The organism is Scytonema sp. NUACC21, from assembly GCF_054684315.1.
In genome coordinates this window covers 180,327-206,361 of record NZ_BAAFZH010000102.1, presented here as the reverse complement: position 1 = coordinate 206,361, position 26,035 = coordinate 180,327, and the positions used below count along the sequence as shown (strand labels likewise).

Here is a 26,035-nt window from a genome sequence, read left to right as displayed (position 1 = left end):
TTCTAGAAACTGTTTTTACTCCTAATAGGGGGCTAATGTACCAACGATCTAAAAGAAGTAACAAATTTAACTTTTCTTTTTCCATAATGCTTATGTTTGGAAACAAAAAAGAAAAATTACGTAAAGCCTAAAGAAAAATAAGTAAATCTTTAAGTTAATTGTAGAAAATATGATATTTTTTAAAAAGGTCAAGATATATTGGCTGCTCAACCACTATTAACCCCGTTCTTACCTTGGGAGATTTCTGCAACAGACAGACCATAACCTAATGTAAGCAAGTTTGACTCAGCAACAGGCTCAGCAGATTCAGTTCAAAAACACACAAGCAAACTCGAAGCCAAATTTGGGGAAGAGGTCAGCGTGACCTGGGTTTTCCAAATCCGTTGCGGGTAACTTTTGGGTCATTGGCTCAAAGGAAGCCTGGGCTTTCCCAAGTGTGCAGAGTTTCCCTCGTCTTGTGAAGAGTCCTCTAATGGAATTAGGGGATATTGTCAACTTAAGGTCAAAAAGAATGAGTACCGTAGAAACAAAGTTTGAAGCTACTGAAACCGCTTTTCATGTAGAAGCTTACGAGAAGATTGAGTATGACTTGATTTATGTAGATGGGGTGTTCTCAATTAAAAATACGGAGTTAGCAGAGGTCTACAAAGATTTTGGACGCTGTCTGGCGATCGTAGATACAAATGTGAATAGGCTATATGGCAGCCAAATTCAGCAGTATTTCAAGTATTACGGCATTGACCTCACAGTTTTTTCCATTACCATTACTGAGCCAAATAAGAATATAGAATCATTTGAGAAGATTATAGACGCTTTTGCCGACTTTAAGTTGGTTCGGAAAGAACCTGTGTTGGTTGTAGGCGGTGGGTTAATTACAGACGTTGCAGGTTTTGCCTGTTCAGCTTACCGTCGCAGTTCCAACTACATTCGCATTCCCACCACTCTCATTGGTTTGATTGATGCGAGTGTTGCTATTAAAGTCGCTGTTAACCATAAAAAGCTGAAAAATCGCTTAGGTGCATATCACGCTTCCAAAAAAGTTTTCCTTGATTTTTCCTTCCTGCAAACTTTGCCTACAGCACAAGTCCGCAATGGGATGGCGGAACTCGTAAAAATCGCTGTGGTTGCTAATAAAGAGGTTTTTGATTTGTTGGATGAGTACGGCGATGAATTGCTCCGGACTCACTTTGGTTACATTGATGCTAAGCCAGAAGTTAAAGATGTGGCGCACAAAGTAACCTATGAAGCTATCAAGACCATGTTGGAGTTGGAAGTTCCAAACTTACAGGAACTAGACCTCGATCGCGTTATCGCTTACGGTCACACTTGGAGTCCTACTCTGGAACTTGCACCCCGCATCCCCATCTTCCACGGTCATGCTGTGAACATTGACATGGCTTTATCGGCAACAATGGCAGCACAACGGGGTTATATTACAACTGAAGAACGCGATCGCATTCTCAGTTTAATGAGTCGCCTTGGACTAGCCCTCGATCATCCCTTGATGGACGAAGAACTGATGTGGCATGCAACTCAATCTATTATCTTAACAAGAGACGGTTTGCTAAGGGCTGCAATGCCCAGACCGATAGGCACCTGCTTCTTCATGAACGACCTAACTCGCGAGGAACTGGCGGCTGGCATATCAGAACACAAACTTCTGTGCCAAACTTATCCCCGTGGTGGTGATGGAGTAGAAGTGTATCCAGACGCTTACAAGCCAGAAGCTGTTGGGAGTGAAATTTAATGTCTCAGCCTGAAGTTGCAGAAAAACCAATTGCCAGACCTGTCACCCCCTTAGGGATTTTAGCCAAACAGCTAGAAACCATTTTACAAACCTTGGATCGGCAAATACCCAACCAGCAAGCGGCAAACCTTGATTTGGCATGGCGTTTGGCAGCAGGTTTAGATCCCTACCTAGAAGAATGCACCACGAGTGAGTCGCCTGCGTTAGCAACATTAGCGAAGAAAACTGCTTTTGAAGCTTGGCGTCAACGGTTCCATGAAGGCACCACCGTGCGGGAACTAGAACAGGAAATGCTGTCCGGTCATGTGGAAGGACAAACTCTTAAGATGTTTGTGTACATGACCAAAGCCAAGAAGATACTGGAAATCGGTATGTTCACTGGCTATTCTGCCTTAGCAATGGCAGAAGCACTACCTGCTGATGGCATATTAGTTGCTTGTGAAGTCGATCCTTACACCGCAGAGTTTGGAAAAACTGCTTTCCAAGCATCTCCCCACGGGTCAAAAATTCGTGTAGAAGTGGGTGCGGCACTAGAGACACTGCAAAGGTTAGCAGATGCGGGAGAAACATTTGATTTTGTGTTCGTAGATGCAGATAAAAAAGAATACGTAAAGTACTTTCAAACCCTATTGGATACAAATTTGCTAGTTCCTGGGGGCTTTATCTGCGTAGACAACACTTTACTTCAAGGACAAGTCTATCTCCCATCCGAACATCGTACTCCCAATGGTGAAGCGATCGACCAATTTAACCGCACCGTCGCTGCTGACCCACGCGTGGAACAAGTACTGTTGCCATTGCGAGATGGGTTAACCATCATCCGACGATTACCATAACAATCTGTTGTTAGTAGGTAGTGGTTAGTAGTTAGTCGTTCGTCGTTAGTAGTGAGTTGTTAGTAGTTAGTGGTTAGTCGTTAGTGGTAAGCACTATCAAACAATAACCACTAACCACTAACCGATAACAAATTAAGTAAGTCGGTGTGAATAAACAGAAATACGTTACAAAATGTAAATGCATCTAAAACCCTTACAAATGACCAATGACAAATGACTGAGGACGACCCTTACCAGTTACGTTTTTTCTTACCGACTTACTTATCATGACACAATCCATTTCCTTTTCATCCGCAAAACCTGCAACATCGCCCATTTCTGTTAAAAAGCGTTTTCTCGCCATCTTCCAGAACTTAGGCACTCTAACATTACTATTGTTAGTGTTACCTGTTAACGCAGTTCTTGTGTTTCTCTCTTTGATTTGGGGTTCCTTCATCCGTCTTTTTAGTCAAGAACAACCTGCAACTGCACATCGCAAAAATATCCTGATTGGCGGTGGCAAAATGACAAAAGCGTTACAACTTGCGCGTTCATTTCATGCTGCGGGACACAGAGTTGTTCTCATCGAAATCCACAAGTATTGGTTATCGGGACACCGATTTTCTAATGCAGTTTCTTGCTTCTACACCACTCCCAATCCGCAACACGACCCAGAGGGGTATATTCAAGCTTTACTGGATATTGTTAAGCGAGAAAACATTGATGTTTATGTTCCTGTCACCAGCCCTGTAGGAAGTTACTACGACTCTGTTGCCAAACCTGCTCTGTCACAGTACTGTGAGGTTTTTCACTTTGATGCCGATGTAACTAAAATGCTGGATGATAAATTCGCTTTTAGCGAGACAGCGAGGGCTTTTGGTTTATCGGTACCAAAATCATTTAAAATTACAAACCCAGAGCAAGTTCTGAATTTCGACTTTTCTAAAGAAACTCACAAGTATATTCTTAAAAGTATCCCCTACGACTCAGTGCGCCGCCTGGATTTGACCAAGCTTCCTTGTGATACACCTGAAGAAACAGAAGCATTTGTAAGGAGTTTGCCAATTAGCCCAGAAAAGCCCTGGATTCTGCAAGAGTTTATTCCTGGTAAAGAATTCTGCACCCACAGTACAGTGAGGAATGGAGAGTTGCGGCTGCACTGTTGTTCGGATTCTTCTGCCTTTCAAGTTAATTATGAGAATGTCGAACATCCTGAAATTCAACAATGGGTGAGACATTTTGTTAAGGAACTGGGAATCACCGGACAAGTTTCCTTTGACTTCATTCAAGCCGATGACGGTAAGGTTTACGCTATTGAGTGTAACCCCCGAACACATTCGGCAATTACGATGTTTTACAACCATCCTCAAGTGAGCGATGCTTATTTAGAGACAGAACCTCTAGCCGAACCTTTACAGCCCCTTCCAAGTAGCAAGCCCACATATTGGTTGTATCACGAAGTTTGGCGGTTGACTGGAATTCGTTCTTTTGCTCAACTCCAAACTTGGATAAGAAACATCTTCAGAGGAACTGATGCTATCTACAAGTTGCATGACCCATTGCCGTTTTTAATGGTACATCACTGGCAGATCCCTTTATTACTGTTAAATAACCTACGGCAACTTAGAGGCTGGAAGAGGATAGATTTTAATATCGGGAAACTTGTTGAATTTGGTGGGGATTGAATTGTCATTGGTCATTGGTCATTTGTCATTGGTCATTGGTCATTGGTCATTTGTCATTGGTCATTGGTCATTGGTCATTTGTCATTGGTCATTGACCCGCGCACGAGGGTGGCTCCCCTACGTGTATTTCAAAAATCAAATAATAATCCTATAGTTGTATTTTAGATGGAGGAGGTTGCCCCTACTTCCCCTTTACCAATATTCAGGAATTTTGCTTCATAAAAGTAAAAAGCAAGTATTTTCACTTCTCGTTAAAATGCTGTGAATTAATTCAACCTAGCAAGTACCATCTGGGAAAATTTAGAATTTTAGGGCTTGCATACTGTACAAATAGACGTTTTTGTGCATTTGTAAAACTTTGCCTTGAAAGGGCTTTGCTAATAATTTCTTATCAATTCCTTAGAAGTTTCTTAGTTTTTACATATAGGGTGAATCCTGGAGATTTAGCCGCGATATTCTGTATAAGAACATCAGCAAATAAATAACTAGGATTTTCTTACTGTACTTATGTCGATCGCACACCTGCAATTCTTTTTATCTACCAAAAGGCTTAAATCTCAGATGATATTTTGGTTCAGTTTAAGTTTGACTTTGGCAATGATTTACAGTCTTTTAGGGCTAAAGCAGGCATTTAGTAGCGCTTATGTAGTACAAGACGATGCACGGGTGTATGTATCTTGGATGCAAAAATTTTTAGAGCCAGACTTGCTGCCAAATGATTTGACTGCCGACTATTTTAAATCTGTAACACCATTTGGGTATGCTGCTCTTTATCGACTCATAGCATTTGTAGGTATCAATCCTCTGGACGCAAGTAAATTCCTTCCAGCCTTGTTGCTTGTGCTGACAACAGGCTATTGTTTTGCTGTTTGTATGCAGATATTGCCAGTCCCAGTCGTAGGATTCATTACCACGCTGTTGTTCAATCAAAATTTGTTAATGAGAGATGATTTAGTCTCTGCTACACCCAGAGCTTTTATTTATCTACTGTTCCTAGCGTTTGTGTACTATTTGCTGCGACGAAATACACTTCCATGTTTGGGGGCGATCGCTCTTTCTGGATTGTTTTACCCGCCGTTGTTATTTCTCTTAGCCGGAATCTTAATCTTGAATGTATGGCACTGGCAAGAAAAGCTCCCCCGTCTATCCCGGAATCGCCAAGATTATGTGTTAGCCGTTGCTGGGTTAGGGCTTGCCTTGATTATGATGCTACCTTATGTATTGAGTTCTACTAAGTATGGCTTTGTAGTCACAGCAAATGCAGTTCAAGCATTGCCAGAATTTGCTGAAACAGGACGCATACCTTTTTTTGATGATAATCCCTTTCAGTTTTGGCTATTAGGACAGCACAGCGGTCTTCTGCCAAATATCTTAGAACACCCACTATCTTCAATTGGGTTATTATTACCGATACTGCTGCGCTATCCCAAACGCTTTCCCTTAGTTAAACAAATTACCAGCAACATTAAACTTTTACCAAAGATTGCACTGGTATCCTTGGGGATGTTTTTTGCTGCCCATTTCACGCTTTACAAACTCTTCGCTCCCGCCCGCTACACCCGGTATACAATCAAGTTTGTCATTATTCTGGCTGCCTCAATAGCGATCGCAGTGATGTTGGATGCAGTTTTTCGCTTTTGCAAGCAGAAAACTCAATTTCCAGAAAGACGACAGATTTTAGCCTTGGGGTCAACAGTTTTATTAGGATCTATTCTCGTCTTTTATCCCCTGTTATTGTCACATTTCCCAAATAGCAATTACGTCGTAGGTAAAGCACCAGTAGTGTATGAGTTTTTTCGGGAACAACCTAAAGATATTCTTATTGCCTCCCTGTCACCCGAAGCAGATAACCTGCCAACATTCTCCCAGCGCTCTATCTTAGTTGGCTGGGAATATGCAGTTCCTTACCACGTCAACTATAACCATCAAATGAGCCAACGAGCGAGCGATCTTATTCGCGCTCAGTACACTCCAGACTTGGCAGAAGTTCAAGATTTTATTCAGAAGTATGGCGTAGATTTTTTCATGCTGGAGCGTACAGCATTTACACCTGAATATATCAACACGAATCCTTGGTTGACGCAGTGGCGGCTCACAGCAGAAGATATTTTAGCCAAACTAGAGCAGGGAATTACCCCAGCTTTAGTCAGCACAATCAAGCGTTGTTCTGTAGCAGAGACTGAGATATTGATTGTACTCCAGGCAGAATGTGTCAAGTCGTACAAATAACGGTCTTCATCAAAAAAGCTGCAAGGGCTGTAAAAGAACCTCAACACTAACGGACAATCATATTATGATGTTGGAGCGATCGTGCAGCATTTTTGGCAGCTTTCAATTAAATGAAACCCGCTTGCTGGATGAAACTGTCAACTTTTTTGGCAAGGCGATTGGTTATCGCTAATACAAATTCTCAGGATGCCCTGTTAGATAAACTTATATCTTGCACCAAGAAAAATTGATGTTATTTTATAACTTAGGATTAAATTAAAACCCTTGATTCAGCAATAAAAGCCCACAAAAATTGGTAGTTGCCGTGAGGTGACTACTGGCAGTATTACGAAGCGATTGAGCTATTTCTTTACGGGAACTGGCATCAGGCTGAAGACGGTGAGATTTGGGGGATTAAGAATTTTCATAGTGTTTGGGAATCAATGTGTCTAACCCATTTGGTACGAGTAACTAACCCCTCTTTACTACTGTATTTGGATGCTCGGTATCTACATTCTCGAACATTGGAAAGAGCCGAATCATCCGCTAAAGTCATTAACCTATCCAACGCATTACAGATAAATGGTTCTCAATTGATTCCTGATGCGATCGTACTAGCGTCTGTTGACAGTCAAATCCAAGCCGAAAAGACTTATACTGTGTCTTCTTACACTAAATGGAATGATTATGGATATCAAACCATCATCACTGGTATTGATATTGAAGAACCAAAAGTTGGCTATATTGGTCAATCGTTTGACCATGCTATTGAAAAGTTACAAAAATTATATCAAAAAGATAAACGAGGAAGATTAATCATTGATGCTCGTTTACCCAACAACTTCTACTCATTCTGGAAAATTTCTGAACAGTTTGATTCCGACTACCTTCATAAGATGTGCTACTTTAATCACATCTTTTATCTAGCACTAGAAAAACATATTACAGATTGGAATAAATTTAACCAAGAAATTCTTCAGCCTTTAGGTATAATTTTTGGTCTCCGCTATAACGATCCTACAGGTAATGTTTTTACCCACTCACTTCTTCGATATTACTGTATTGATCGGAATGGCAGTAAAGATATAAAGAACCAATTTGATAACTTTATTCAACAAGTCTTTAATCAATATGAAGAATTTTTTGATGCGATCGATATCAAATATCTAACTTTTGAATACTTGTGCGATCGCAACAATATTGAAGACATTAAACGCAGAAGTGTGCGTAAACAGTTTGTCTATGAACACTTACTTCAAAAAACTTTAGAACGTAAGCATGAGCGATTCAGCAATCCAAGTATTCGCAGTAGTTTCTGGCTTCCTAGCTATCGACCTAGTAAGTCGGACTTACTAGAGGAGGGTGCGACTTTCATGGATAGCTATATTCAATTGAAAAATGTGAACTTTATGATGCTAGCTGAAAGCTATTTGGCTTAATTCCCAGTAATTCATGGATTAAATAGCTCTTATTATTACTCTATAAGCTCCCTCCAAATTTCCATTTGCCGATCGAATTCTTCTTTAGACATCATTAAACCCACATTCCGCACCCTAAATGTCACAAGTTCATTAGTTTAGTCGGTCAAGAGGCACAAGAAAAAGTTAGTCCAGGGCATATTACCTGGATATTATTATGCAGTAAGAAAAAGTAATTATGGTGGAGTTGAACAGAGATGGTTAGTTATAGAAAGTACGGAAAGAAAAGAATCTGATTTACAGCAATTAGAAAAAAGGATATTTAAGTCAAAAATTAGCGCATTAGATAAGCTCAAAAAACTGCTATCAGCAAACTTTAAGTCACAGGAAGAGGCTGTTAAATTTGTAAATAGCTTAAATAAACAATTAAAATATCATCAAATTGAAAACATTAATTGCTTAGAGAAGCAATCAAAGAATAAGAAAGACATTGCTTATCAAGTAAATACCACATGATGCGAGAAGATAAAAGCCATTAAAGCAGCTTATACAAGTGCTGAACGTTTTATGCTGGGAACAAATGTTTTGGATGAAAAGTCTCTTAGTAATGATGATATGATTTCGCTGTATGTGATTCAAGTGAGAAGCGCTATATATGAAGACTGACATCTTGCACCTTCTCAATAAAGGGGTGGTGGGCGGTGCCCACCCTACGTAAAAATAAGCTTTTGGGCCTATTATTTTCGCTTGGGAAACGGTGGTGCAAGATATGAGAAGAGAGATATCTATTCACCTCTAGTTGTAAATTCACAAACACGCTCTAAAAAATCTTGAATTGCCAGCAATTTCTCCCTATCTTCGGCTTCAACAAAAATTCTTAGCAAAAAAAGACTTTCATCTTTTTTTCGTGAATGAGAACCCTTGGGATAAATTTCCTTCCTGCGTTCTATTACTTTAGTTTTGAGGTAATATAGTTCACCTCCTACTTCACAGTTAATCCAAACTTCTTCACCAATGTTTAGTTCAGGGTCAAAACTGTACTGTCCTACCAAAAAATAAATTGTTTCTCCATCCTCTTCCAGAAGGGAAAGAAGTTCCACTTGGCATTCAAACATAGGAAGCTACAAAATATATAGTAAATAGTTGTAAGGGCGTAATGCCTTACGCCCCTACCCATGTACTTCATTTACCTGCAAAATGCAGTTCTTGGCAACATAAACGACAAAGGACAAATAACAGTCTTCATCAAAAAAGCTGCAAGATATACAGTCATTAGCTTACTAGTTACAGTTGGGGTTGCTACCAGGAGTCGCATCAGGATAGAAGGTGCGGATACCTCCATCCCTTCTGACAAATACGGCTGTAAAAGATTTACCTTCATCAGTGACACTCAGGTGGCAAGCTTGGTTGGTAGAACTGGTATTGGGATTGTTCTTGTAACCTAAAGTTGCTTTTGACAGAATCTCTTCAGCATTAAGAGTGTAGGGATAGCCCTTGATACTGGACTGAGCAGTACCAGTGCCTACTTTCATCACAACACCCATAGTGTAAACTGTCTCAGGAATAACCTCTTCTCTGGATGCATTATTGTCTAGCCGTCCCGCTAAGCCTTTGTCCTGAAGCTCTACATAGCGACCAACAAAGTGCAGCCCGCCTATGGAACCACCTTGAACAGGTTCCCCGCAGAAGATGTGCTCAAAGCCCTCTGCATTAAACCAGACATTAGTTAAGTCTTCTAAGAACTGGGCGTCGGAAGTGCGACCTAGAACCAGAAATCCTCCTACAGAAGCCTTAATATTTGCTAGGACAGTAGCATTGTTCTGCATCATAGATTGGAAGCTATTGCGAGAAACAGTTGTTCCCGGTGCTCCACAAAGATCCACGACTGCTGTGTCAAAGCTGTTAAGGGCTGGGGCTGGAGGTGTAACATCAGCTGGGCTACCGTATGCCAGACCAGATACGGGATTGTTGATATTGTCAAAGAACGGTACGGAACCGGAAGGTAGGGAAGGAGGAGCAGAAGAACCGTAATCGGTGATGGTAATATCATCAATGTTCGTTCTATTTGAAGTTCCATCAGTCTTGCGGACTTCACAACGAACTGTGCCAGAAATATTCGGTGTAAAAGTGGCTGTTTGCAGTGTTGTAGAGCTTGACGTAATTGTTGAACCTATTTGTGTCCATGAAGAGCCACTGTTGGTCGAACACCACACTTCCCAAGTTGTACTGGCATCAGAACCAAACTTAGCGTGTTGGATCGTAATTGTACCAGCCCCTGTGGTGCGATCGAATTTCATCGTCACCCTACCGTTATTGCGAATACGGGCAGATTGCGATCCATTCCTGGCATCTGTTGAAAGATTGCCAATCAGGGCGTCATTCAAATTCCAAAGACCTGTACTGAGGTTGACATCACCTGCTGCATAACTTCCTTTCGTACCCGTCTCAAATCCCTCTGAAATTGTGGCGCTATTCGCCTTAGAGGAAAAGAAGACCAAGAGTAAGGCTGCTCCTCCTGCAATCTTGAAAGGTAAAGATAACTTGAACATACTTAACAGGGTTAGATAGTTGATTGGGAACTACTTGAAATAACACGTGACAGTTTAAGACTGGATTAATTACGTTTAATTCATTTCTAAATCAATCAATTAAGAGCAAAAAATCAGTTTTGAACCGCTGGATACTCCAAGTTGATACGATACCAACGATGCACTACTATTGTAAATAATATAAAAAGTTAAATTTTAGCAAATGCTTCATTAAGGAAACATTTAACTATAACAACATTATGTATTGCAAAAGATTTTTTTTGCAAATTTAACTAAATATTAACTATTTGTTAACTAATAACCTGTTTAAATAGAGAAAAAATTGTTGTGATATCAAATCTGGGTTAGCTACCCCCTTTATCTTTTTTGTCTTCTCTTCGAGGCGCTTCGCGTTGCCGATAGGCTATGCCCTTTGGGCTCTTGCCGTAGGCTATTCCCGCTAGGGCTATACGCGCTCTTTGCGACGCCAGGTGGTTCTCCTTGCAAAGACGCTACGCGAACAAGCCGGGGAACCCGTCCAACGCACTGGCTCGTCTTTGCGGTTTCATAAGAAAGGGGTTTATAAACCGGATTTATTGTAATACTGTTTCACGTCAATCATAATAAGTAGAGACGCTTCAAACAGCGCGTGTCTACACTAACAATAAGTATCATCTTTTTCATGAAATGGTATGACTGTTAAAAAATCTTCCGTCAACCCAAGTAACAAGAAGCCCCCTATTGGTGTTGAACCATCAGGGGGCGATTGTCTAATTTTGTTTTTGAACTAGAAGAGTGCGGACTTTCTCCCGCTTTCCTTTTGATAGGAAGAACACTGTGAATTAGTATAGTTTCCCTACACAGCATGCAGTCGCTTCTCTAATTGTTTTTCTACTAGTCATTAGTCGAACCGGGTTTTCCAATTCCCAGTTCCTTTTTAGATCTCTCCAATTGTTCCCACAAAGATTGAATTCGTTCAAAAGCTTCAATTGTTGGAACTTTGCCGTTGGTTTCCAATCCCACAATGTAATCAACACGTTGTGTAAAATTTTGCAACATATCGTCAAACTTGAGGTTTTCTGGAGTTGGTACACCATGATAGGATCTGTGAGGATAAATAAAATCACTTTTCATACTTGCTACTCCCTGTATATTATTAAAAACAGCACCAAAGTGGCTTTTGGTGCCTCTGAGTATTATTTAGAATGCCCAAATTTACAGGTAACATAAACTCCCCACTCTAAAATCAGCCTCTTGTGTTGTACTAAAAATTACGATTGTTTAATATACAGCAGTAAAATGCCTTGCAGACAGCATTCTAAAAAGATTGTTAAAATATGTGGGTTCATGCGCTTATAAGTAAGTCAGTGTGAATCAACAGAAATACATTACAAAATGTAAACGCAGCTGAAACCCTTACAAATGACCCTCCGGGTATCTCCTTACGGAGACGCTCCGCGTTGCCGCAGGCTATGCCCGCAAGGGCTATAGGCCAGTCCCCAGGGCGTGGAAAACCCGCTGACTTTCTCTGGACTCACAAATGACAAATGACTAAGGACGACCCTTACCAGTTACGTTTTTTCGTACCGACTTACTTACGTACTTTACAATGTCCACTATTTGATGTAATCAACGTAGTATAAGCTTGTTATATACTTCGTTAGACATTACATATCCAGTACAAGTCTTTAACGTATTAATAAGCGCAACCAGACTTAGGCATTGAGTCCTAATTAAGTACTATATAAGTTTTTCTAACTTTGTAGACAATGTTTACAGCGTGAAGTTCAAGCTCTGTAAGCTTTTTGGTAATTTATATGTTTTCAAGTACATATAAATGCGCGAACCCACAGTTTACTATTGGACTGTGCTAGATAAGTTACACACTTTTTTTGTTCGCGGATGTTATTTGCGAGAATTGCTCCGAATTACTCTGGATTACTCCAGTTCACGTACTCCTCTCAGCACTATACGCAACCACCAGAGTATCATTAAACTAATAAGACCTAAGAGGCTTAGTGTTATTGATGGTTCAGGAACAGATGCAACTGGTGCAATGGATTTGTTAATTTTAACGGAAAACGATTCACTTGGATTAAGAGTTTCATTCCACTGGAAGGCATATGCAACGTCTTCGGCCAAGGAGTTAGACAAGTTAGTTAATGTGGTAGGAGCATCATCTTCTAGAGCGTCTAAGATATTAAAAAAATTATTCACTTCATAGTTTCTTGGTAGTGGAGTGACAACTTCCGTAGCGGAGGTAAACGCATCTGACTGCTTAACCGTATTGCTACTAATTTCTACAGTGTCATCGTCACTTGTCTCAGTTAGGTCAAAGTCGGTGTGATTAAACAGATGAAAATCTAACGGGTTAGCACTGGTATTCGTGATTGTAACAGTTTCGAGCAGGCTGGATGTGCCACCGCCCTCTGAGCCTCCATCTAGTAAGAAAGCACGCGTGATTTCAAAGTCTGTGCTAGCATATGTGACATCAAACTGATTATTAGTTGGCTGGTTAAAGTTAATCAAATTAAGAGTACTAACAGATCTCTCTCTAGATTCTGAGCCCAGGCGATACCATAATGAACTCTGAAATAAGTGATTCACGTCATCGACAAGCCAGAGGAAAGCACCATCTGAGGAATTAGTATCAAAGGCAACAATCGAATTATTATCTATTGGCGTGATTAAAGCAGCTTTTGCGAGTGGAGTTGCGCTTCCTATATAGGCTGGAATACAAGTCGCTGCTATTACAGACATGAATAGTCTTTCTTGCTTGCCTAAGTATTTTTTCAGCATATTGAACTCCTTGTAGAGAGAATAGAAGGAACAAAAAACTTTATTAACTTACGAAAAATCCTCTGCAATAATCCGTTCCATACAGCGTTCTGCTATAGCCGCGATGGTCAAGGAAGGATTAACACATCCTGTAGAGCCAGGAATAAGTGCACTATCGACAACATAAAGCCCCTGATATCCTATTATCCGCCCGTAGGAGTCGCAGGCTTTGCCAAGAACTGCGCCTCCCAAGGGATGAGCAGTTAGACCACCATCTACTTGGGATGAAGACTTATTCTTGACTAATAACATACCCGCTCCGACTTCCGTCTGGGGCATAGAGGAGAAAGTAGTATTTTTTCTATCGAGGATTTTACAGGTGAAGTGTACACTTTCCTGGACTCTTTTATTCCCTGGGGTATCGGCAGGCCAAAACAGTTTAACTGAACTTGTAGCTGCATCATATTCAAAATTTCCAGTATCAGAAGGGATACCCATAGCAAGAGATCTTAAGATTCCATCAGGCAAAGTCCCTGGTGCTGGACCAAACGTTAGGATAACTGGGCCGAGAGGGTTATCTAGGTGTTCAACAACGGTAGTTGCTGGACCTCCTTTCTGACTATTCAAGACGGGTAAACCTGAACGATCGGCAAAAGTGTCTCCATTAGTGCCCCAACTTTTGCCGATTTGGTCATTTAGTCTAGGCAATGTGCCCGTCGCTTTAGCTTTGACCAAAAGTGCAGAAGTTCCCATAGAACCAGCTGCCAAAAATAAATAACGGCAGGTAAGAGTTTTACTAGCAATCGTTTCTCCAATTTCATTAATCTGGTTGTATGAAACACGATACCCTTGGTCGGGGACTTCAGTAATTGCTGTTGCTATATGTAGAGGGAGAATTTCCACCAATCCAGTCTGCTCTGCTTGAGTTAAATAGTTACGATCTAGGCTGTTTTTAGCTCCACTATTGATGCCATACCAATGTTCACCATTAATAGCAGAAGCAACTTTAGTTCCAGCTATTTCTTGGCGCACTATATCCCAATCAACAGCTATATCTACCAAACGGCTGGGTATTCCTGCAGTAGCCGCTTGCTGAAGAACTAACCGTGCTGACGCATAATAATCCGTAGCTAGAATATCTTCGGGAAGTGGCGATGCTTTTAACATTGAACGAACGCGAGGATAGTAAACTTGATCCAACTCATCGTAGTTAATCGGCGAGTTAGGCCAAGCCCTGTAAAATACTTCACGAACGGGCTGATAAGTAATCGCATTGTAAACTAAAGAGCTTCCTCCAACTCCAGCACCACATAAAACAGAAATTCCATTTTCATCTTTACGCTCTAAAACTCCTGTAAATATATCTACAGGAACTCCATCATAAGTCGTTGGACTCAGCCAAGCGGATCGGCCGTCAGGATTTTGGAAAGTAGCAAAAGTATTTTGGGCAGGTGTAATAGGCCAACGACGACCGCGTTCTAGCAGTACTGTATTAATACCAGCTTGTCCTAAACGCAAAGCTGCAACAGCACCACCAAAACCACTACCAATAATAATAGCTTTTACAAACTCATCTTTTCCAGGCTCATCATTGGCTCTAGTAATGCGATTATTGAATACTGAAGCCATTAGACTACCAGAAAATACAGCAGAACTTTGAAGAAAACGTCGCCGTCCATAAGACCTACGAAACATAGATTTTACTCCTTACTAAATAGTGATTCGAATCACTTGAAATTAAGTAGTGACAAGGTTCTGTTGCAAAAACTTTTTGAAAACAGTTTTCAGTTGATGAGTTATGCAATATCTTCTGCAAGAATCCGTTCCATACAACGTTCTGCTAAAGCTGCAATGGTGAAAGAGGGATTTTTGCAAGCGGTAGAGCAGGGAATAATAGAACCATCAACAACATATAGCCGATAACTCGACCATAGAGATCGCAAGCTTTTCCTATTACTGCTCCTCCTAAAGGAGGAGCAGTAATAGTATCACTTACTTCAGCTGTAATTTTGTTTTTGCATCGCGGAATACTACCTAAAGCGATATTTGTTTCTGATTGCCTTGTCGAAGTAGCGTTTTTTCTATCAATTAATCTGTAAGCAAATTCCGCAGCTTTTAAAAATTTCTCGTCTACCGGATTGTAATCTAGTCTAACCAAACCTGTAGTTGCATCGTAAGTAAATCTTCCCCTTAGAGAGGGTAAACCTATACCGAGATACACGCCGAATGAATCAGTCGCTTTACAAGCTTGATGCGGATTTCTTTTGAACCCGGATTTGGGATAGGTGCTTTCGAGATTCGGAGAACCTTGCTCGGGTCACCAAAAAGATCAAAGGTTATATTCCTCACAACAACTTTGTGCGCTTGCATTATCGTTATGTTTTTTATATGATGATTATCATAATATATATTGGATACAAAACACTAGAAAAAAGATAAATTTTCTAACAACGGTTCATGTACTTTCTGTTACATACTGGATATCACTGCAATGCAGAACTATATAGTGCGGGTATGCTCCCCCATTCGTGTTTTGTCTTAGAGACCATTTATAAAGTCAATCTTTAGGCGACTAGACGACGTCAGTAGACCGAAAACTACTGACATTCGCGTTGGGAGCCAACCCGACAACAAACTAATTACAGGGGCGTACCGAAGGCAGCCATCTCGGTGCTAACTAACTACCGCGTACACGCGGTAGTTTAAAAGCTTGGGCGTTAGTCAAGTCATGAGTATCGTCAAGGCTAAGCTCTATGTGATTGGAAATCCCTTAATCGCCAAACAAATGCTCGAACAGAATTTAGGGGTCGGGCTTTATGTCCCCCTGCGACTCTTTGTATACGAGGATCAAAAGGGAAGGACTCAAATCACCTAGGACAAACCATCGTCTCTTCTGAACCAATTCCAAAACGAGAAAATTTCCGCAGTTGCCCAAATGCTCGATCGAAAGCTTGAAGAACTGGCAACTACAGCAGCGCAATGGGCTAGTTGAGTATTGTTAGGTTAACTGAGGGCTTCTGGAAGATGACAAATTCAAGGATAATAGATTCGTTGCTCAATAACATCAAGTTTGCGTAATCGCTTACGATAAAACCAGAGAGTGTAAACATAACCAATGCCGAAACGCATTAGTGTAGCCACACACCCAAACAGTATCATTTTTCCATCCAACCCCAAGCCGTCTCAATACACAAATATAGCCAAAGTACTAGCTATCTTTTGTATTTCTTAACAAAGATAGTTTTATTAAAGCCTAACTACTAAGTAGGAACTTTAGGATTAAACTAAGCTTTGCCAACAGGTGAAACAATCAATCCATCCTTAACGTGAATGACTCTTTGAGTTTGTGCTGCAACATCAGGTTCGTGGGTGACAATCACAATTGTGATACCTTGACGATTTAATTCACTCAATAAATCCATCACTTCTTGAGAAGTTTGGCTGTCTAAGGCTCCTGTTGGTTCGTCCGCAAGCACTAAAGCAGGACGATTCACTAAGGCACGGGCAATAGCGACTCTTTGCTGCTGTCCGCCAGAAAGTTGATTGGGGCGGTTGTATAATCTTTCTGCTAGCCCAACTCTTGTCAAAGCTGCGATCGCCCGCTTCTGCCGTTGATGTTTCGGAACACCCGCATATACCATAGGCAGCATCACATTTTCCACAGCCGTAGCGCGAGGCAGCAAATTAAATTGCTGAAACACAAAGCCAATGCGCTGATTGCGGATAAATGCTAACTCGTCATCGTTGAGCGTCGTTAAATTCTGACCCTCTAAAACATAGTACCCACTGGTGGAACGATCCAAACAACCCATAATGTTCATGAGGGTAGACTTACCTGAACCGGACATCCCCATGATGGCAACATATTCACCTTCTTCTATAGTTAGGTCAATCCCTTTGAGAATTGGCATCTCAGTCTCACCCAAACGGTAGGTTTTGGTAATGCCTTCCATCCAAATCATCGTTGCCATATTAATCACTCCGCAAAGCATTAATTGGATCGAGTCGAGCAGCGTTACGGGCTGGAATCACCCCTGCCAGCAGTCCAGTGACAAAGGAGACTCCAAATCCAGCGACAATTGCCCAGAAGGACACAATAAACGGAAATTTAAACACGTTAGCAGCTGCAAAGGTCAGGCAAATGCCAAAACCAATACCAATTGCTCCACCGACAATAGCAACTGCCACTGCTTCAGTCAGAAACTGGCTTAGAATAGCACTCTTAGTTGCTCCTACCGCTTTGCGGATGCCAATTTCCCGAGTTCGTTCCACCACTGAAACTAGCATAATGTTAGCGATACCAATGCCCCCAACGACCAGGGAAATACCAGCTATTGCTCCCACGAGAACAGTGAACAGTCCCACAACACTAGTAAAAGTATTAATGATGTCAACCTGATTGATAATGCGAAAGTCATCTGGTTGAGGTGGGTAGATATTATGACGGATGCGAAGCAAGTTCGTCACTTGGAACTGAGCAGCATCCAACTGCGCCTCACCTTGAGTTTTCACCCATACACCGTTAATAGCAGTGCCGTTAAGAGCATTATTACCAACGATTCGAGCAGACATATTTGTTAGTGGAATGTACATCTGATCGTCCAGGTTTTGAGCACCCGATGCACCCTTCGACTCCATCACCCCAATAACTGTGTAGCGTCCCCCCTGAATGCGAATACTTGCACCAATCGCTGATCCCCCAATACCAAACAAATCGTCCCGTACCTTACTACCCAGGACAACAACAGGTTTGGCGCTATCTAAATCTTCCTGAGTAAAGTACTGCCCTTCTTGAGGGTAGACGTTTCTCACTTCTGGATAATTTAAATCGGTACCTAGAACCGTGCTGGAAATATTCTGTCCTTCATAAACCACTTGCACTCCTCGCTGTAGGTAAGCTGTGACAGATTGAGCAGCGGTTACTTGTTGCGCGATCGCCTGTGCATCCTCCCAGGTGAGAGTTGATGCCGTACCGACACCCTGACTGATACCCCCAGAACGAGCAAATCCTGCCAGAACTAGCATGACATTAGAACCCAGGGATTGAATCTGGAGTTCCGTTGCTTTCTGGATACCCTGCCCCACTGAAGTAACGGCAATGACAGAGGTGATACCAATAATCACTCCCATCATGGTGAGCCCCGTGCGGAGGCGATTGCTCCAAAGGGCTTCTAATGCCATTGATAGAATTTCAACTATCGAAACTTTAGTTGGTCGAATAGATTTTGCCATTGGAATCCCCTCCTAGCGCATACGCCTTGAGCCGCCAGGTCCGCCGCCGAAAGGCATCATCCTAGGAGTCATCCCTTGAGGACGTGCTCCTGGGGGAAAACTCAGCAAGACTTGCTCGCCCTCACGCACCCCAGAGCGAACTACAGTTTTATTACCCACTGTGACCCCAGTGGTAATTGGTCGGAATTTTGGTCTTTTTCTGTCACCTTCCCCTGATAACACCATGACTCCACTGGAATTTTCTTGCCGCACGATCGCAACTGTAGGAATGACTAACGCGTTATCTAACAGCCCCACCTTAAAATCTACGTTTGCGTTCATCCCTGCCCGGAGTAGATTTTGCGGGTCGGAAACGGAGGTTTTGACTTCAAAATTTGTCACATTTTGGTCTACGGTAGATTGAGCAGCAATTTGGGTAACCTTTCCCGTAAAAGTTTTTTCCGGATACGCATCTGCCTGAATACTAACCGATTGTCCTAATTTGATTTGGGAAATATTGGTTTCAGCAACTTTTGCCGTCACTTCATTTCGAGACGCGAGTGACAGAATAGAAGAAGAAGTTGCCGAAGAAACATCACTTCCTGCTGTGGTGGGGGCAACAAAGGCACCGGGGTCGGCAAACTTACGCGTAACCACTCCCGTAAAGGGAGCGCGAATAACTGTATCGTTGATTTGTTCTTGTATTGTCTGCAAACGTCCCTGAGCCGCTAGCACTTGGGCTTTTGCCTGTTCAATTTCTTCCGGTCGTGAGCCGTTTCTCTGCTTGGCAAATTCTTGTCTTGCCACAGCAATGCTAGCTTTTACCTGTTCCAAATTATCTTTAGCATTCCGTTCTTCAGTTAAAGCTTCGTCCAAGGAATCGCGAGCAACTGCTCCTTCTGACACCGGACCCTGCAACCGCCGAACCCGAGATGATGCCAAGTCCAGCCGGGATTGTGCCTGGAGAAGTAGAGCTTCGTTCCTGTTGACATCAGCTTGGGCTTTGGCAATATCTTCATTGCGGTTACCTGCCAACACCAGCCGCAGGTTTGCCTGAGCGTTTGCCAATTCCCCCTTTGCTTGGGTGAGTTGTCCTCGCAGGTTGGAGTCGTCCATATAGGCGATGATTTGTCCTTGCTGAACGCGTTCGCCCTCCTTCACAAGGAGTTCCTTGAGAACACCTGAAGTTTTCGGGCTGACGTTAATCGCTCGCTCTGGCTTTATAGTGCCGTTAGCTGAAATCGTGACAGGAAGATTTGTTCGTTCAACAGGTGCAGATTGTATGCGACGCTGGGATTCCTGACGCTGTGTCATCATTATTTGGCGTACCCCCAAATAGCCTCCTCCAATGAGAAGACCTAAAATCAGGAATCCTACCAACCATTTTGGTATTCTGATTTTTACGCCACCCTTGACAGAATCAGCTTCTTTCCAGGGCTGCACGTTGCTTTCCAAACCAGATGCTTCCTTCACTTCTGTCATCCTGTAACAATATCCTGTACTCTAACAATTAATTTAAGAAACTCCCAAGCCCTCATTTGCTTGGGACCAGGGAGATGGAGCATGAGACACTTTATCAGTGAACAGGGACCAGTGAACAGTGACCGCTGACACGTGATAACTGATAACTGATGACTGTTCATTGATTATGGTAGGGGGGTAACCTTATAGATCGCATGGAGCAAAACTCCCAAAAATATTGGGAAAAAAGTAACTACAGCTTTGTGACTTTTGTCATGGTTCTTACGGACAATAATGAGTCATCAAGCCCTGGTATGCGATCGCAGACTAAACTACTTTAAGAATCAGCAGTGTCGATTATTGTATTATCCTCATGTCACGCTCACTCCCTCCCCTGCGCTTACTGCTATACCTGGAATGGCTGCTATTGGGCATGAGTACCTTAACTGCGCTCCTGCTGCCGCCAATCTATCCATTAAAGGCTTCCCCTTGGTTAACTATCGTGAGTATTGCCTTTTTTGGGGTGATGGGTTTGAAACTTCCAACCAAAAGGCTCAGTTACAAAGTCATTTATACAGCTGTAGAATTAGGGATTGTTGCCCTACCAGCATTCCTCAATCATCATATTCGCTTTATTCCCATGCTTGGTTTAATTGCGCTTATTCGCAGTTGCCAAATGTTTAAGATATCGGGTCGTTTGATTGTAGCCGGTTTCGTTTACATATCATACCTTTACATAATCATCTTAAGAAGTAGATCGATTATATTCCTAAGAATTCTTGTTGGACAACCAAAACCAATAGCAGAACAAATTGCCACTAACACAGCCAGCTTAATACTCAATAATGCTATTACTTTTGCACTTACTTTAGCATTTGTATTGATGTTAGTAAATGCTGTTTTGTCAGAACGTAAAAGCCGACAAGAACTGGCAATCGCTCACGAACAACTCCGCCAATATGCTTTACGAATTGAAAACCAAGCAACCTTACAAGAGCGAAACCGCATTGCCCGCGAAATTCACGATTCTTTAGGACACGCCTTAACAGCACAAACCATTCAATTAGAAAATGCTTTATTGTTATTGCCGTCAAATGTGGATAGAGCAATAGAGTTTGTCAAAGAAGCGAAACAGCTAGCTTACCAAGCCCTGCAAGAAGTTTCTCGTTCAGTCGCAACACTTCGAGCCGATCCTTTACGGGGTAGAACCCTAGAAAACGCAGTTAGCCATCTCATTCAAGACTTCCGCAACACAAACAATCTTACCCCAGATTGGAAAATTAATCTGACATCTCCTTTAACCCCTGAAATAAGTATTACTATCTATCGCATCTTACAAGAAGCACTCACCAATATATCAAAACACAGTGCAGCAACCCAGGTAACCGTTCAACTACAGTCCCAAGCCGGACAGCTAAACTTGCTTGTAGAAGATAATGGCAGAGGCTTTAATCCAGAACAAAATACCACTGGGTTTGGGCTTCAGGGTATGCGAGAACGATCTGCGGCATTGGGTGGAACTTTCCATATCTTCAGCCTACCAGGAAAGGGATGTCGAATTCAAGTCATCATTCCCACAATCAATTCTGCTGTGATAACTTCCGAAACTGCAGCACGCATTTGAAATTAGCATCGCAGATGTTGGTATAATTATTTACGTAAGCCTGCTTCTATCTGCCAATGATTCGTCTGTTACTAGTAGACGACCAAGTGATTATTCGTCAGGGTCTTAAAAGCTTGCTGGAATCAAAACCCGATTTGCAAGTGGTAGGAGATGCTGAGAATGGTCAACGTGCGGTTGACGCTATGGTAGCACTGTACGGAACGTCGATGCAGCCTGATGTTGTGCTGATGGATGTGAGAATGCCCGTGATGGATGGTGTGGCAGCAACTCAGATTTTTTCCCAACGTTTTCCAGAAGTTAGAGTTTTGGTGCTGACAACATTTGATGACGATGAATATGTAACGCAAGCAATGCGTTATGGGGCAAGAGGTTATGTTTTGAAGCATACACCGCTTGATGAGTTAGCAACAGCTATTCGTGTCGTTTATCAAGGTTATACCCACATGGGACCGGGACTGTTTGAAAAAGCGTTTGCTTTCCCTCAAGAAACGGTAACCGTACCGTCAGCTGTTCCAGCAGAAATCACGAAACTTTCTCCTAGAGAAAAAGAGGTGTTGCGCTTAATTGCAATGGGGTATAGCAACCGTGAAATTGCTCATGAACTTTATATTTCCGAACGGACTGTGAGAAATCACGTGACAAGTATTTTGAGTCAACTCAATTTGCGCGATCGCACTCAAGCTGCTTTATTCGCAAGTACGTTTTTACCGCAGTTAGAAATATAATATCGCTTCTGAACACTAATAAACAAATTCACTTTAGCATCTTTGATTTTGTCTGCTCACAAGTAACCTACAGTTCAAGATGCCAAGACTTCACTGAGGACAACAACGGGTAAATCAACAACATGACGAAAGCCTTTATCGTTAGTCAGAAATGGGGTACAATTTACAGACAAGGCTGTAGCAGCATGAATAGCATCGGGTGTTTTAAGATTCGTGGTAGCCCTGAAATTTGCGGCTTCTCTTAGCACATATTGGCTGATAGGAATTAATTGTATTTCTGATGAAAAGAGCAGTTGTTCATAGTCTGCAATGAGAGATGCATCTCCATTTCTCAATGGCAAGACTAACACTTCCAGAATTATGAGTTCACTGCTAACAATTTCAATTTCACCTAATTGAAATTTCAACCATAAGGGTTGGAGTAGTGAATAATAATCAGGATGACCCTCTATAGTATAAATCAAGACTGATGTGTCTACATAGACAATGCCAGATGAGGGAAGTACTAGCTTTCCCATGAATCCCGTTCCTCTTGCAGTTGTCTATCTATATTCTCGGTGGTTCTAAACGGGCGTTTACTACGGATTTGTTCTATTATCTCTAGAACAGAACTCCGTTTTGATGGTGCTTTGTCAGCTAAGATGACAAATAAATCGACTGTATCGCCAACTTTCGCTTCTGGGATTTGAATTTCTATCTTGTTTCCTGGTAAAATCTGGGTTGTAATGTGTAAAGCAGGTTGCATAATTTATCTAACTTTATCCAGTTAGCAGGTCTTCATTGATTTCCGCCATTATACCCCAATACGGTTTAGTTAAGGCTGATGTGTAAATAATCACGTTGTAGAGACGCGCCATGGCGCGTCTTTATGTTGTGTTCCCAATCGGGGTTCTGGTCTTATCTGAACCGTATTGCATTGTACCCGACTTGGAGAACCAAGGCGTTACGTTTTCTCTAACTAACCTCTAAACAGTCAATACCTTAACTGCTGATGATTGCTGGTCAATAAAGAGTTGTGCTTCTTCCAATTAATTATAAGAAAGAGCTCCTTGTTGGACTGCGCTTTGATATCAGTTCCGCTTGAGGCACGAGTATTACCTGTGCGCCTTCAGGTGCAGGTGTTGCTCAAAAAGTGGCGATCGCTATTGCATCTCGAACTGACTGGGCTGGACATTTCAGTGTCATTGAAGATGATCGCGTCCGAATGCGATTCCTCTGAAAAATTCAGTAGCTTCTTCTAGTTGGGTGAATCGATATTAAGCTCTGTTTTTGTTAAAGATACTGTTCTGTATGCCTGTTGAGGATGGCTCAGTTGTTCAGGGTACCGCAGTTTCAATAAGCTTCTCTCCAACATTGGGTTTACATAGTGGTTCCGAATGCTGTCTGGTTCTCGTCCCAGTAATTCAGCTAGTGTTCTAAGTGGTAAATAATGTTCGGAGCACAATTTTAAAATAACCTGCTCAACGAGAACAATTCTTCAGTAATACCCCCATACAATATGCCAGTAAGAGTATAAGATACTGTACGTGGCATGGCTTTAGCTTCGTCTAGTCGGGTGATTTGTTAAAGATACTTCCTTATAAAATTATGCATGCTCAAACTCAGAGCTACCTGGCTGGTCAAAAATCACATTTTGGTGTATTTTACAGGAAAAGGTTTCAGTATTTTCCACAATTAAGTTAGGTGAATTATGCTTCGCTTATCCACTGCTAAGCTACTTGGTGTAGCTTTCACACTGACAGGTTTTGGGTTAAATGTACAAAGGGCAGTAGGGCAAACAACTTACACCTTTGACACTACTTATGACGCAGTGTCTAGTGTTAGTAGCTTCATTACTGAGGGTATAACGGCAAATATCGCCTCAGGGGAAAGTAATAATGCACCCTTTGGTTTGACCAAAGCAAGTGTTCTACTTTACAACGAAACTGATTTAACCACTGGTTCTTTCCGTTTTAGCACTAATCCAGAAACATTTGGCTTAGCAGGGTTGCCAGTGGGTGGCGTCACATTATTTGGATTGGGGGAAAATAAGTTATTTTATAGCGTTGAAAACGGTACTGGAGTTGTTGATTTGACGACTTTAACCACTACAGCCTCGAATACTGTCAATATTACTGGTGGTGAAGGTTTATTTGAAGGTGCGACTGGCACATTGACTAGTTCTGAAGTTTATCAAGTCGGTAATCTTTTAGTAGATCCAACTAGCAGTGTTAGAGGGGCTGTGAGAGTGAGCGGTATAATTCAAGTTCCTTCAATTCAGAGAGTTCCAGAACCAAGCAACACAGCGGCGCTCATAGGTATGGGCGCAATGGGAGTTAGCTTTCTGTGCAGGCAACCGAGAACGCTATAGTTACAGTAATTTTCAGGTAAATAAGCCAAAGTTGTAGGGGAAAGGTGATTCAGTTACTACCGTCAATCAGACCGCGAAACTTTTGAACAATTGTATATCTTAGGGTTTACTCCGATTTACTTCGATATGTTGTTACGCCATCATCGCAATCTTCCCATGAGCAAAGCCAAGCGAATCTGCACCGCATTGTCAAAGCAACGTGGGTCAAGACCGGTGAGTGAGGTAATCTTGTCTAAACGGTAACTGAGAGTATTGCGGTGAATCGAAATCCGACTGGCTGTGGAAGAGGGACAACAGTCTTCCGCAAAGAAAGCATCTAATGTCGCAAGCAATTCCGGTTCGTGGTTGAGGGGGCTTAAGAGGTGCGTTGCTAGTTCAATTTTGGTTTGCTCGTCTGCAACACCAATAAAAGCTGCAATTCCCAATCCATCCAAGCAATGAACTTGGTTGCGATCGTGAAAGCGACACCCCAGAGACAAAGCAGCCCGTGCGTCTCTGTAGGACTGGGCAAGCCCTCGAATTCCTGGGTGATAGCGACCTACTCCAATACTAATTGACGTATCGGTGTCGGAACGCAACTGCTTCAATAATGCCTCAGCAGCTCGCTTCAAGGCTGTCAAATTTGCCCAAGAAGAACTACATTGTTCCGGTACATCACCCTGATTTGCCCAACTCCCCAAGTTTTTTGTATCACTTGCTTTGAGGACAGCTACCTCACCATCACCAAGGTAGGCACAAATTGTATCGCTAGGTAGATGGAAAAAATTGACAACGCTACCTATTACTAAAGCAACCCGTCGCCGTATTTGAGCCTCCGAGAATCCCAAAATGTAATCGCTTGCATCAATTAAAATCACGGCACGGGGAGGTGTTAGGTCTAAGCCCAAAAGTTTGGTGTATTGTAAGACCGTTGCTTCGTCTATCAATCCGTGGAGTAAGTCGGAGATAAACTTATTTTTGAATTGGTGTTGGTTGGGCAATGCATCAATGACTGTTGCTTGATTCACCACCAATTCCACTATTCCCTGTGCTAAACGAGGAGAAACTTCTTCTCCATTAACAGATTTGCCAATAATGACTTCACCCACTTGTGTATCAAAGGTAAATGGGACTCGTAAGTAGTTGAGAGCTAGTTTTCCACAAATACGGTCAAAGGAAAGCCCGACTAGCTTGGGATTACTACTAGCTATTGCGATCGCATGCTGGTCAATAACAAAAACTGACGCACACAATAGCTGTGCCACTCTTTCCGCGATAATTTTAGCAACTCGCTCAAATTGTGCATTAGTAGTTAATAAAGCTGTCATTTATTCGTGCTTCCAAGCAGGGGCTAGTGCTGTCATATCGAAAGCAGTATCGAGGAACCATGCTATAAAATCATCACTCTTACGACAGAGTATGAATGAAGTAGTTTTCAATACTTAGTTTTGATTTTCTAGTAATAAATTACTATATAAATAGATAGAGAAAATATTTCTACCATTA

At 42.0% G+C, this 26,035-nt stretch carries 22 protein-coding genes and 1 pseudogene; 11 read left to right on the top strand and 12 right to left on the bottom strand.

Annotated features, from left to right (window positions below; all coding sequences use genetic code 11):
- Window positions 1–511: 511 nt before the first annotated feature.
- The 6 genes and pseudogenes from ACYRY3_RS34285 to ACYRY3_RS34260 all read left to right on the top strand — a co-directional run.
- Window positions 512–1,747: a sedoheptulose 7-phosphate cyclase gene (locus ACYRY3_RS34285; protein WP_460206132.1), complete on the top strand. Its 1,236-nt coding sequence runs from the start codon at window positions 512–514 to the stop codon at window positions 1,745–1,747.
- Window positions 1,747–2,583, top strand: a complete 837-nt coding sequence (locus ACYRY3_RS34280) for an O-methyltransferase (protein ID WP_460206131.1) — start codon at window positions 1,747–1,749, stop codon at window positions 2,581–2,583. The genes ACYRY3_RS34285 and ACYRY3_RS34280 overlap by 1 nt, the downstream gene beginning before the upstream one ends.
- 266 nt (window positions 2,584–2,849) lie before the next feature.
- Window positions 2,850–4,247: an ATP-grasp domain-containing protein gene (locus ACYRY3_RS34275; RefSeq protein WP_460206130.1), complete on the top strand. Its 1,398-nt coding sequence runs from the start codon at window positions 2,850–2,852 to the stop codon at window positions 4,245–4,247.
- 561 nt (window positions 4,248–4,808) lie between these two features.
- Complete coding sequence (locus tag ACYRY3_RS34270) at window positions 4,809–6,476, top strand: hypothetical protein (RefSeq protein ID WP_460206129.1); 1,668 nt, start codon at window positions 4,809–4,811, stop codon at window positions 6,474–6,476.
- Window positions 6,477–6,898: 422 nt separating this feature from the next.
- Complete coding sequence (locus tag ACYRY3_RS34265; protein ID WP_460206128.1) at window positions 6,899–7,894, top strand: hypothetical protein; 996 nt, start codon at window positions 6,899–6,901, stop codon at window positions 7,892–7,894.
- 180 nt (window positions 7,895–8,074) lie between these two features.
- A pseudogene (locus ACYRY3_RS34260) lies at window positions 8,075–8,512 on the top strand (IS1634 family transposase); the annotation flags it as partial.
- Between the two features lie 146 nt (window positions 8,513–8,658).
- Here the strand turns inward: ACYRY3_RS34260 and ACYRY3_RS34255 are convergent.
- The 6 genes from ACYRY3_RS34255 to ACYRY3_RS34230 all read right to left on the bottom strand — a co-directional run bounded on the left by ACYRY3_RS34255 (window position 8,659) and on the right by ACYRY3_RS34230 (window position 15,400).
- Window positions 8,659–8,988 (bottom strand): hypothetical protein, encoded by a 330-nt coding sequence (locus ACYRY3_RS34255; RefSeq protein ID WP_460206127.1) that lies wholly within the window; start codon window positions 8,986–8,988, stop codon window positions 8,659–8,661.
- A 165-nt stretch (window positions 8,989–9,153) separates the two neighbouring features.
- Entirely contained in the window at window positions 9,154–10,422 is a 1,269-nt protein-coding gene (locus ACYRY3_RS34250) for an EndoU domain-containing protein (protein WP_460206126.1), read from the bottom strand.
- A gap of 873 nt (window positions 10,423–11,295) precedes the next feature.
- Window positions 11,296–11,535 (bottom strand): DUF7219 family protein, encoded by a 240-nt coding sequence (locus tag ACYRY3_RS34245; protein WP_460206125.1) that lies wholly within the window; start codon window positions 11,533–11,535, stop codon window positions 11,296–11,298.
- An 804-nt stretch (window positions 11,536–12,339) separates the two neighbouring features.
- Window positions 12,340–13,200, bottom strand: a complete 861-nt coding sequence (locus tag ACYRY3_RS34240; RefSeq protein ID WP_460206124.1) for a hypothetical protein — start codon at window positions 13,198–13,200, stop codon at window positions 12,340–12,342.
- Between the two features lie 48 nt (window positions 13,201–13,248).
- Window positions 13,249–14,874, bottom strand: a complete 1,626-nt coding sequence (locus ACYRY3_RS34235; RefSeq protein ID WP_460206123.1) for a GMC oxidoreductase — start codon at window positions 14,872–14,874, stop codon at window positions 13,249–13,251.
- Between the two features lie 145 nt (window positions 14,875–15,019).
- Window positions 15,020–15,400, bottom strand: a complete 381-nt coding sequence (locus ACYRY3_RS34230; protein WP_460206122.1) for a hypothetical protein — start codon at window positions 15,398–15,400, stop codon at window positions 15,020–15,022.
- A 507-nt stretch (window positions 15,401–15,907) separates the two neighbouring features.
- Between ACYRY3_RS34230 and ACYRY3_RS34225 the strand changes: the two genes are divergently transcribed.
- The gene (locus ACYRY3_RS34225) at window positions 15,908–16,054 is read left to right on the top strand and encodes a DUF302 domain-containing protein (protein ID WP_460206121.1); all 147 of its coding nucleotides are present in this window, start codon (window positions 15,908–15,910) and stop codon (window positions 16,052–16,054) included.
- A gap of 409 nt (window positions 16,055–16,463) precedes the next feature.
- Here the strand turns inward: ACYRY3_RS34225 and ACYRY3_RS34220 are convergent, their stop codons facing one another.
- The 3 genes from ACYRY3_RS34220 to ACYRY3_RS34210 are packed head-to-tail and all read right to left on the bottom strand — an operon-like array spanning window position 16,464 to window position 19,872.
- Window positions 16,464–17,150 carry an ABC transporter ATP-binding protein gene (locus tag ACYRY3_RS34220; protein ID WP_460206120.1) on the bottom strand — a complete coding sequence of 229 codons (687 nt, stop codon included), beginning with the start codon at window positions 17,148–17,150 and terminating at the stop codon, window positions 16,464–16,466.
- A gap of 1 nt (window position 17,151) precedes the next feature.
- The gene (locus ACYRY3_RS34215; protein ID WP_460206119.1) at window positions 17,152–18,411 is read right to left on the bottom strand and encodes an ABC transporter permease; all 1,260 of its coding nucleotides are present in this window, start codon (window positions 18,409–18,411) and stop codon (window positions 17,152–17,154) included.
- 12 nt (window positions 18,412–18,423) lie between these two features.
- A complete protein-coding gene (locus ACYRY3_RS34210; RefSeq protein ID WP_460206118.1) occupies window positions 18,424–19,872 on the bottom strand; it encodes an efflux RND transporter periplasmic adaptor subunit in 1,449 nt (482 codons plus the stop codon).
- A 352-nt stretch (window positions 19,873–20,224) separates the two neighbouring features.
- Between ACYRY3_RS34210 and ACYRY3_RS34205 the strand changes: the two genes are divergently transcribed.
- Together ACYRY3_RS34205 and ACYRY3_RS34200 are read left to right on the top strand one after the other, a co-directional pair.
- A complete protein-coding gene (locus ACYRY3_RS34205; RefSeq protein WP_460206117.1) occupies window positions 20,225–21,475 on the top strand; it encodes a sensor histidine kinase in 1,251 nt (416 codons plus the stop codon).
- A 56-nt stretch (window positions 21,476–21,531) separates the two neighbouring features.
- The gene (locus ACYRY3_RS34200) at window positions 21,532–22,200 is read left to right on the top strand and encodes a response regulator transcription factor (protein WP_460206116.1); all 669 of its coding nucleotides are present in this window, start codon (window positions 21,532–21,534) and stop codon (window positions 22,198–22,200) included.
- Between the two features lie 74 nt (window positions 22,201–22,274).
- On the opposite strand, the gene ACYRY3_RS34195 is transcribed toward ACYRY3_RS34200, so the two are convergent.
- Together ACYRY3_RS34195 and ACYRY3_RS34190 are read right to left on the bottom strand one after the other, a co-directional pair.
- Window positions 22,275–22,718, bottom strand: a complete 444-nt coding sequence (locus tag ACYRY3_RS34195; protein WP_460206115.1) for a type II toxin-antitoxin system VapC family toxin — start codon at window positions 22,716–22,718, stop codon at window positions 22,275–22,277.
- Window positions 22,706–22,945: a hypothetical protein gene (locus ACYRY3_RS34190; protein WP_460206114.1), complete on the bottom strand. Its 240-nt coding sequence runs from the start codon at window positions 22,943–22,945 to the stop codon at window positions 22,706–22,708. Before ACYRY3_RS34190 ends, ACYRY3_RS34195 begins: the two co-directional genes overlap by 13 nt.
- Window positions 22,946–23,264: 319 nt before the next feature.
- Between ACYRY3_RS34190 and ACYRY3_RS34185 the strand changes: the two genes are divergently transcribed.
- Both ACYRY3_RS34185 and ACYRY3_RS34180 read left to right on the top strand, forming a co-directional pair.
- A complete protein-coding gene (locus ACYRY3_RS34185) occupies window positions 23,265–23,441 on the top strand; it encodes a hypothetical protein (protein WP_460206113.1) in 177 nt (58 codons plus the stop codon).
- A 449-nt stretch (window positions 23,442–23,890) separates the two neighbouring features.
- Window positions 23,891–24,550 carry a hypothetical protein gene (locus ACYRY3_RS34180; protein WP_460206112.1) on the top strand — a complete coding sequence of 220 codons (660 nt, stop codon included), beginning with the start codon at window positions 23,891–23,893 and terminating at the stop codon, window positions 24,548–24,550.
- Between the two features lie 140 nt (window positions 24,551–24,690).
- Here the strand turns inward: ACYRY3_RS34180 and ACYRY3_RS34175 are convergent, their stop codons facing one another.
- Complete coding sequence (locus ACYRY3_RS34175) at window positions 24,691–25,857, bottom strand: PucR family transcriptional regulator (RefSeq protein ID WP_460206111.1); 1,167 nt, start codon at window positions 25,855–25,857, stop codon at window positions 24,691–24,693.
- Between the last annotated feature and the right edge of the window lie 178 nt (window positions 25,858–26,035).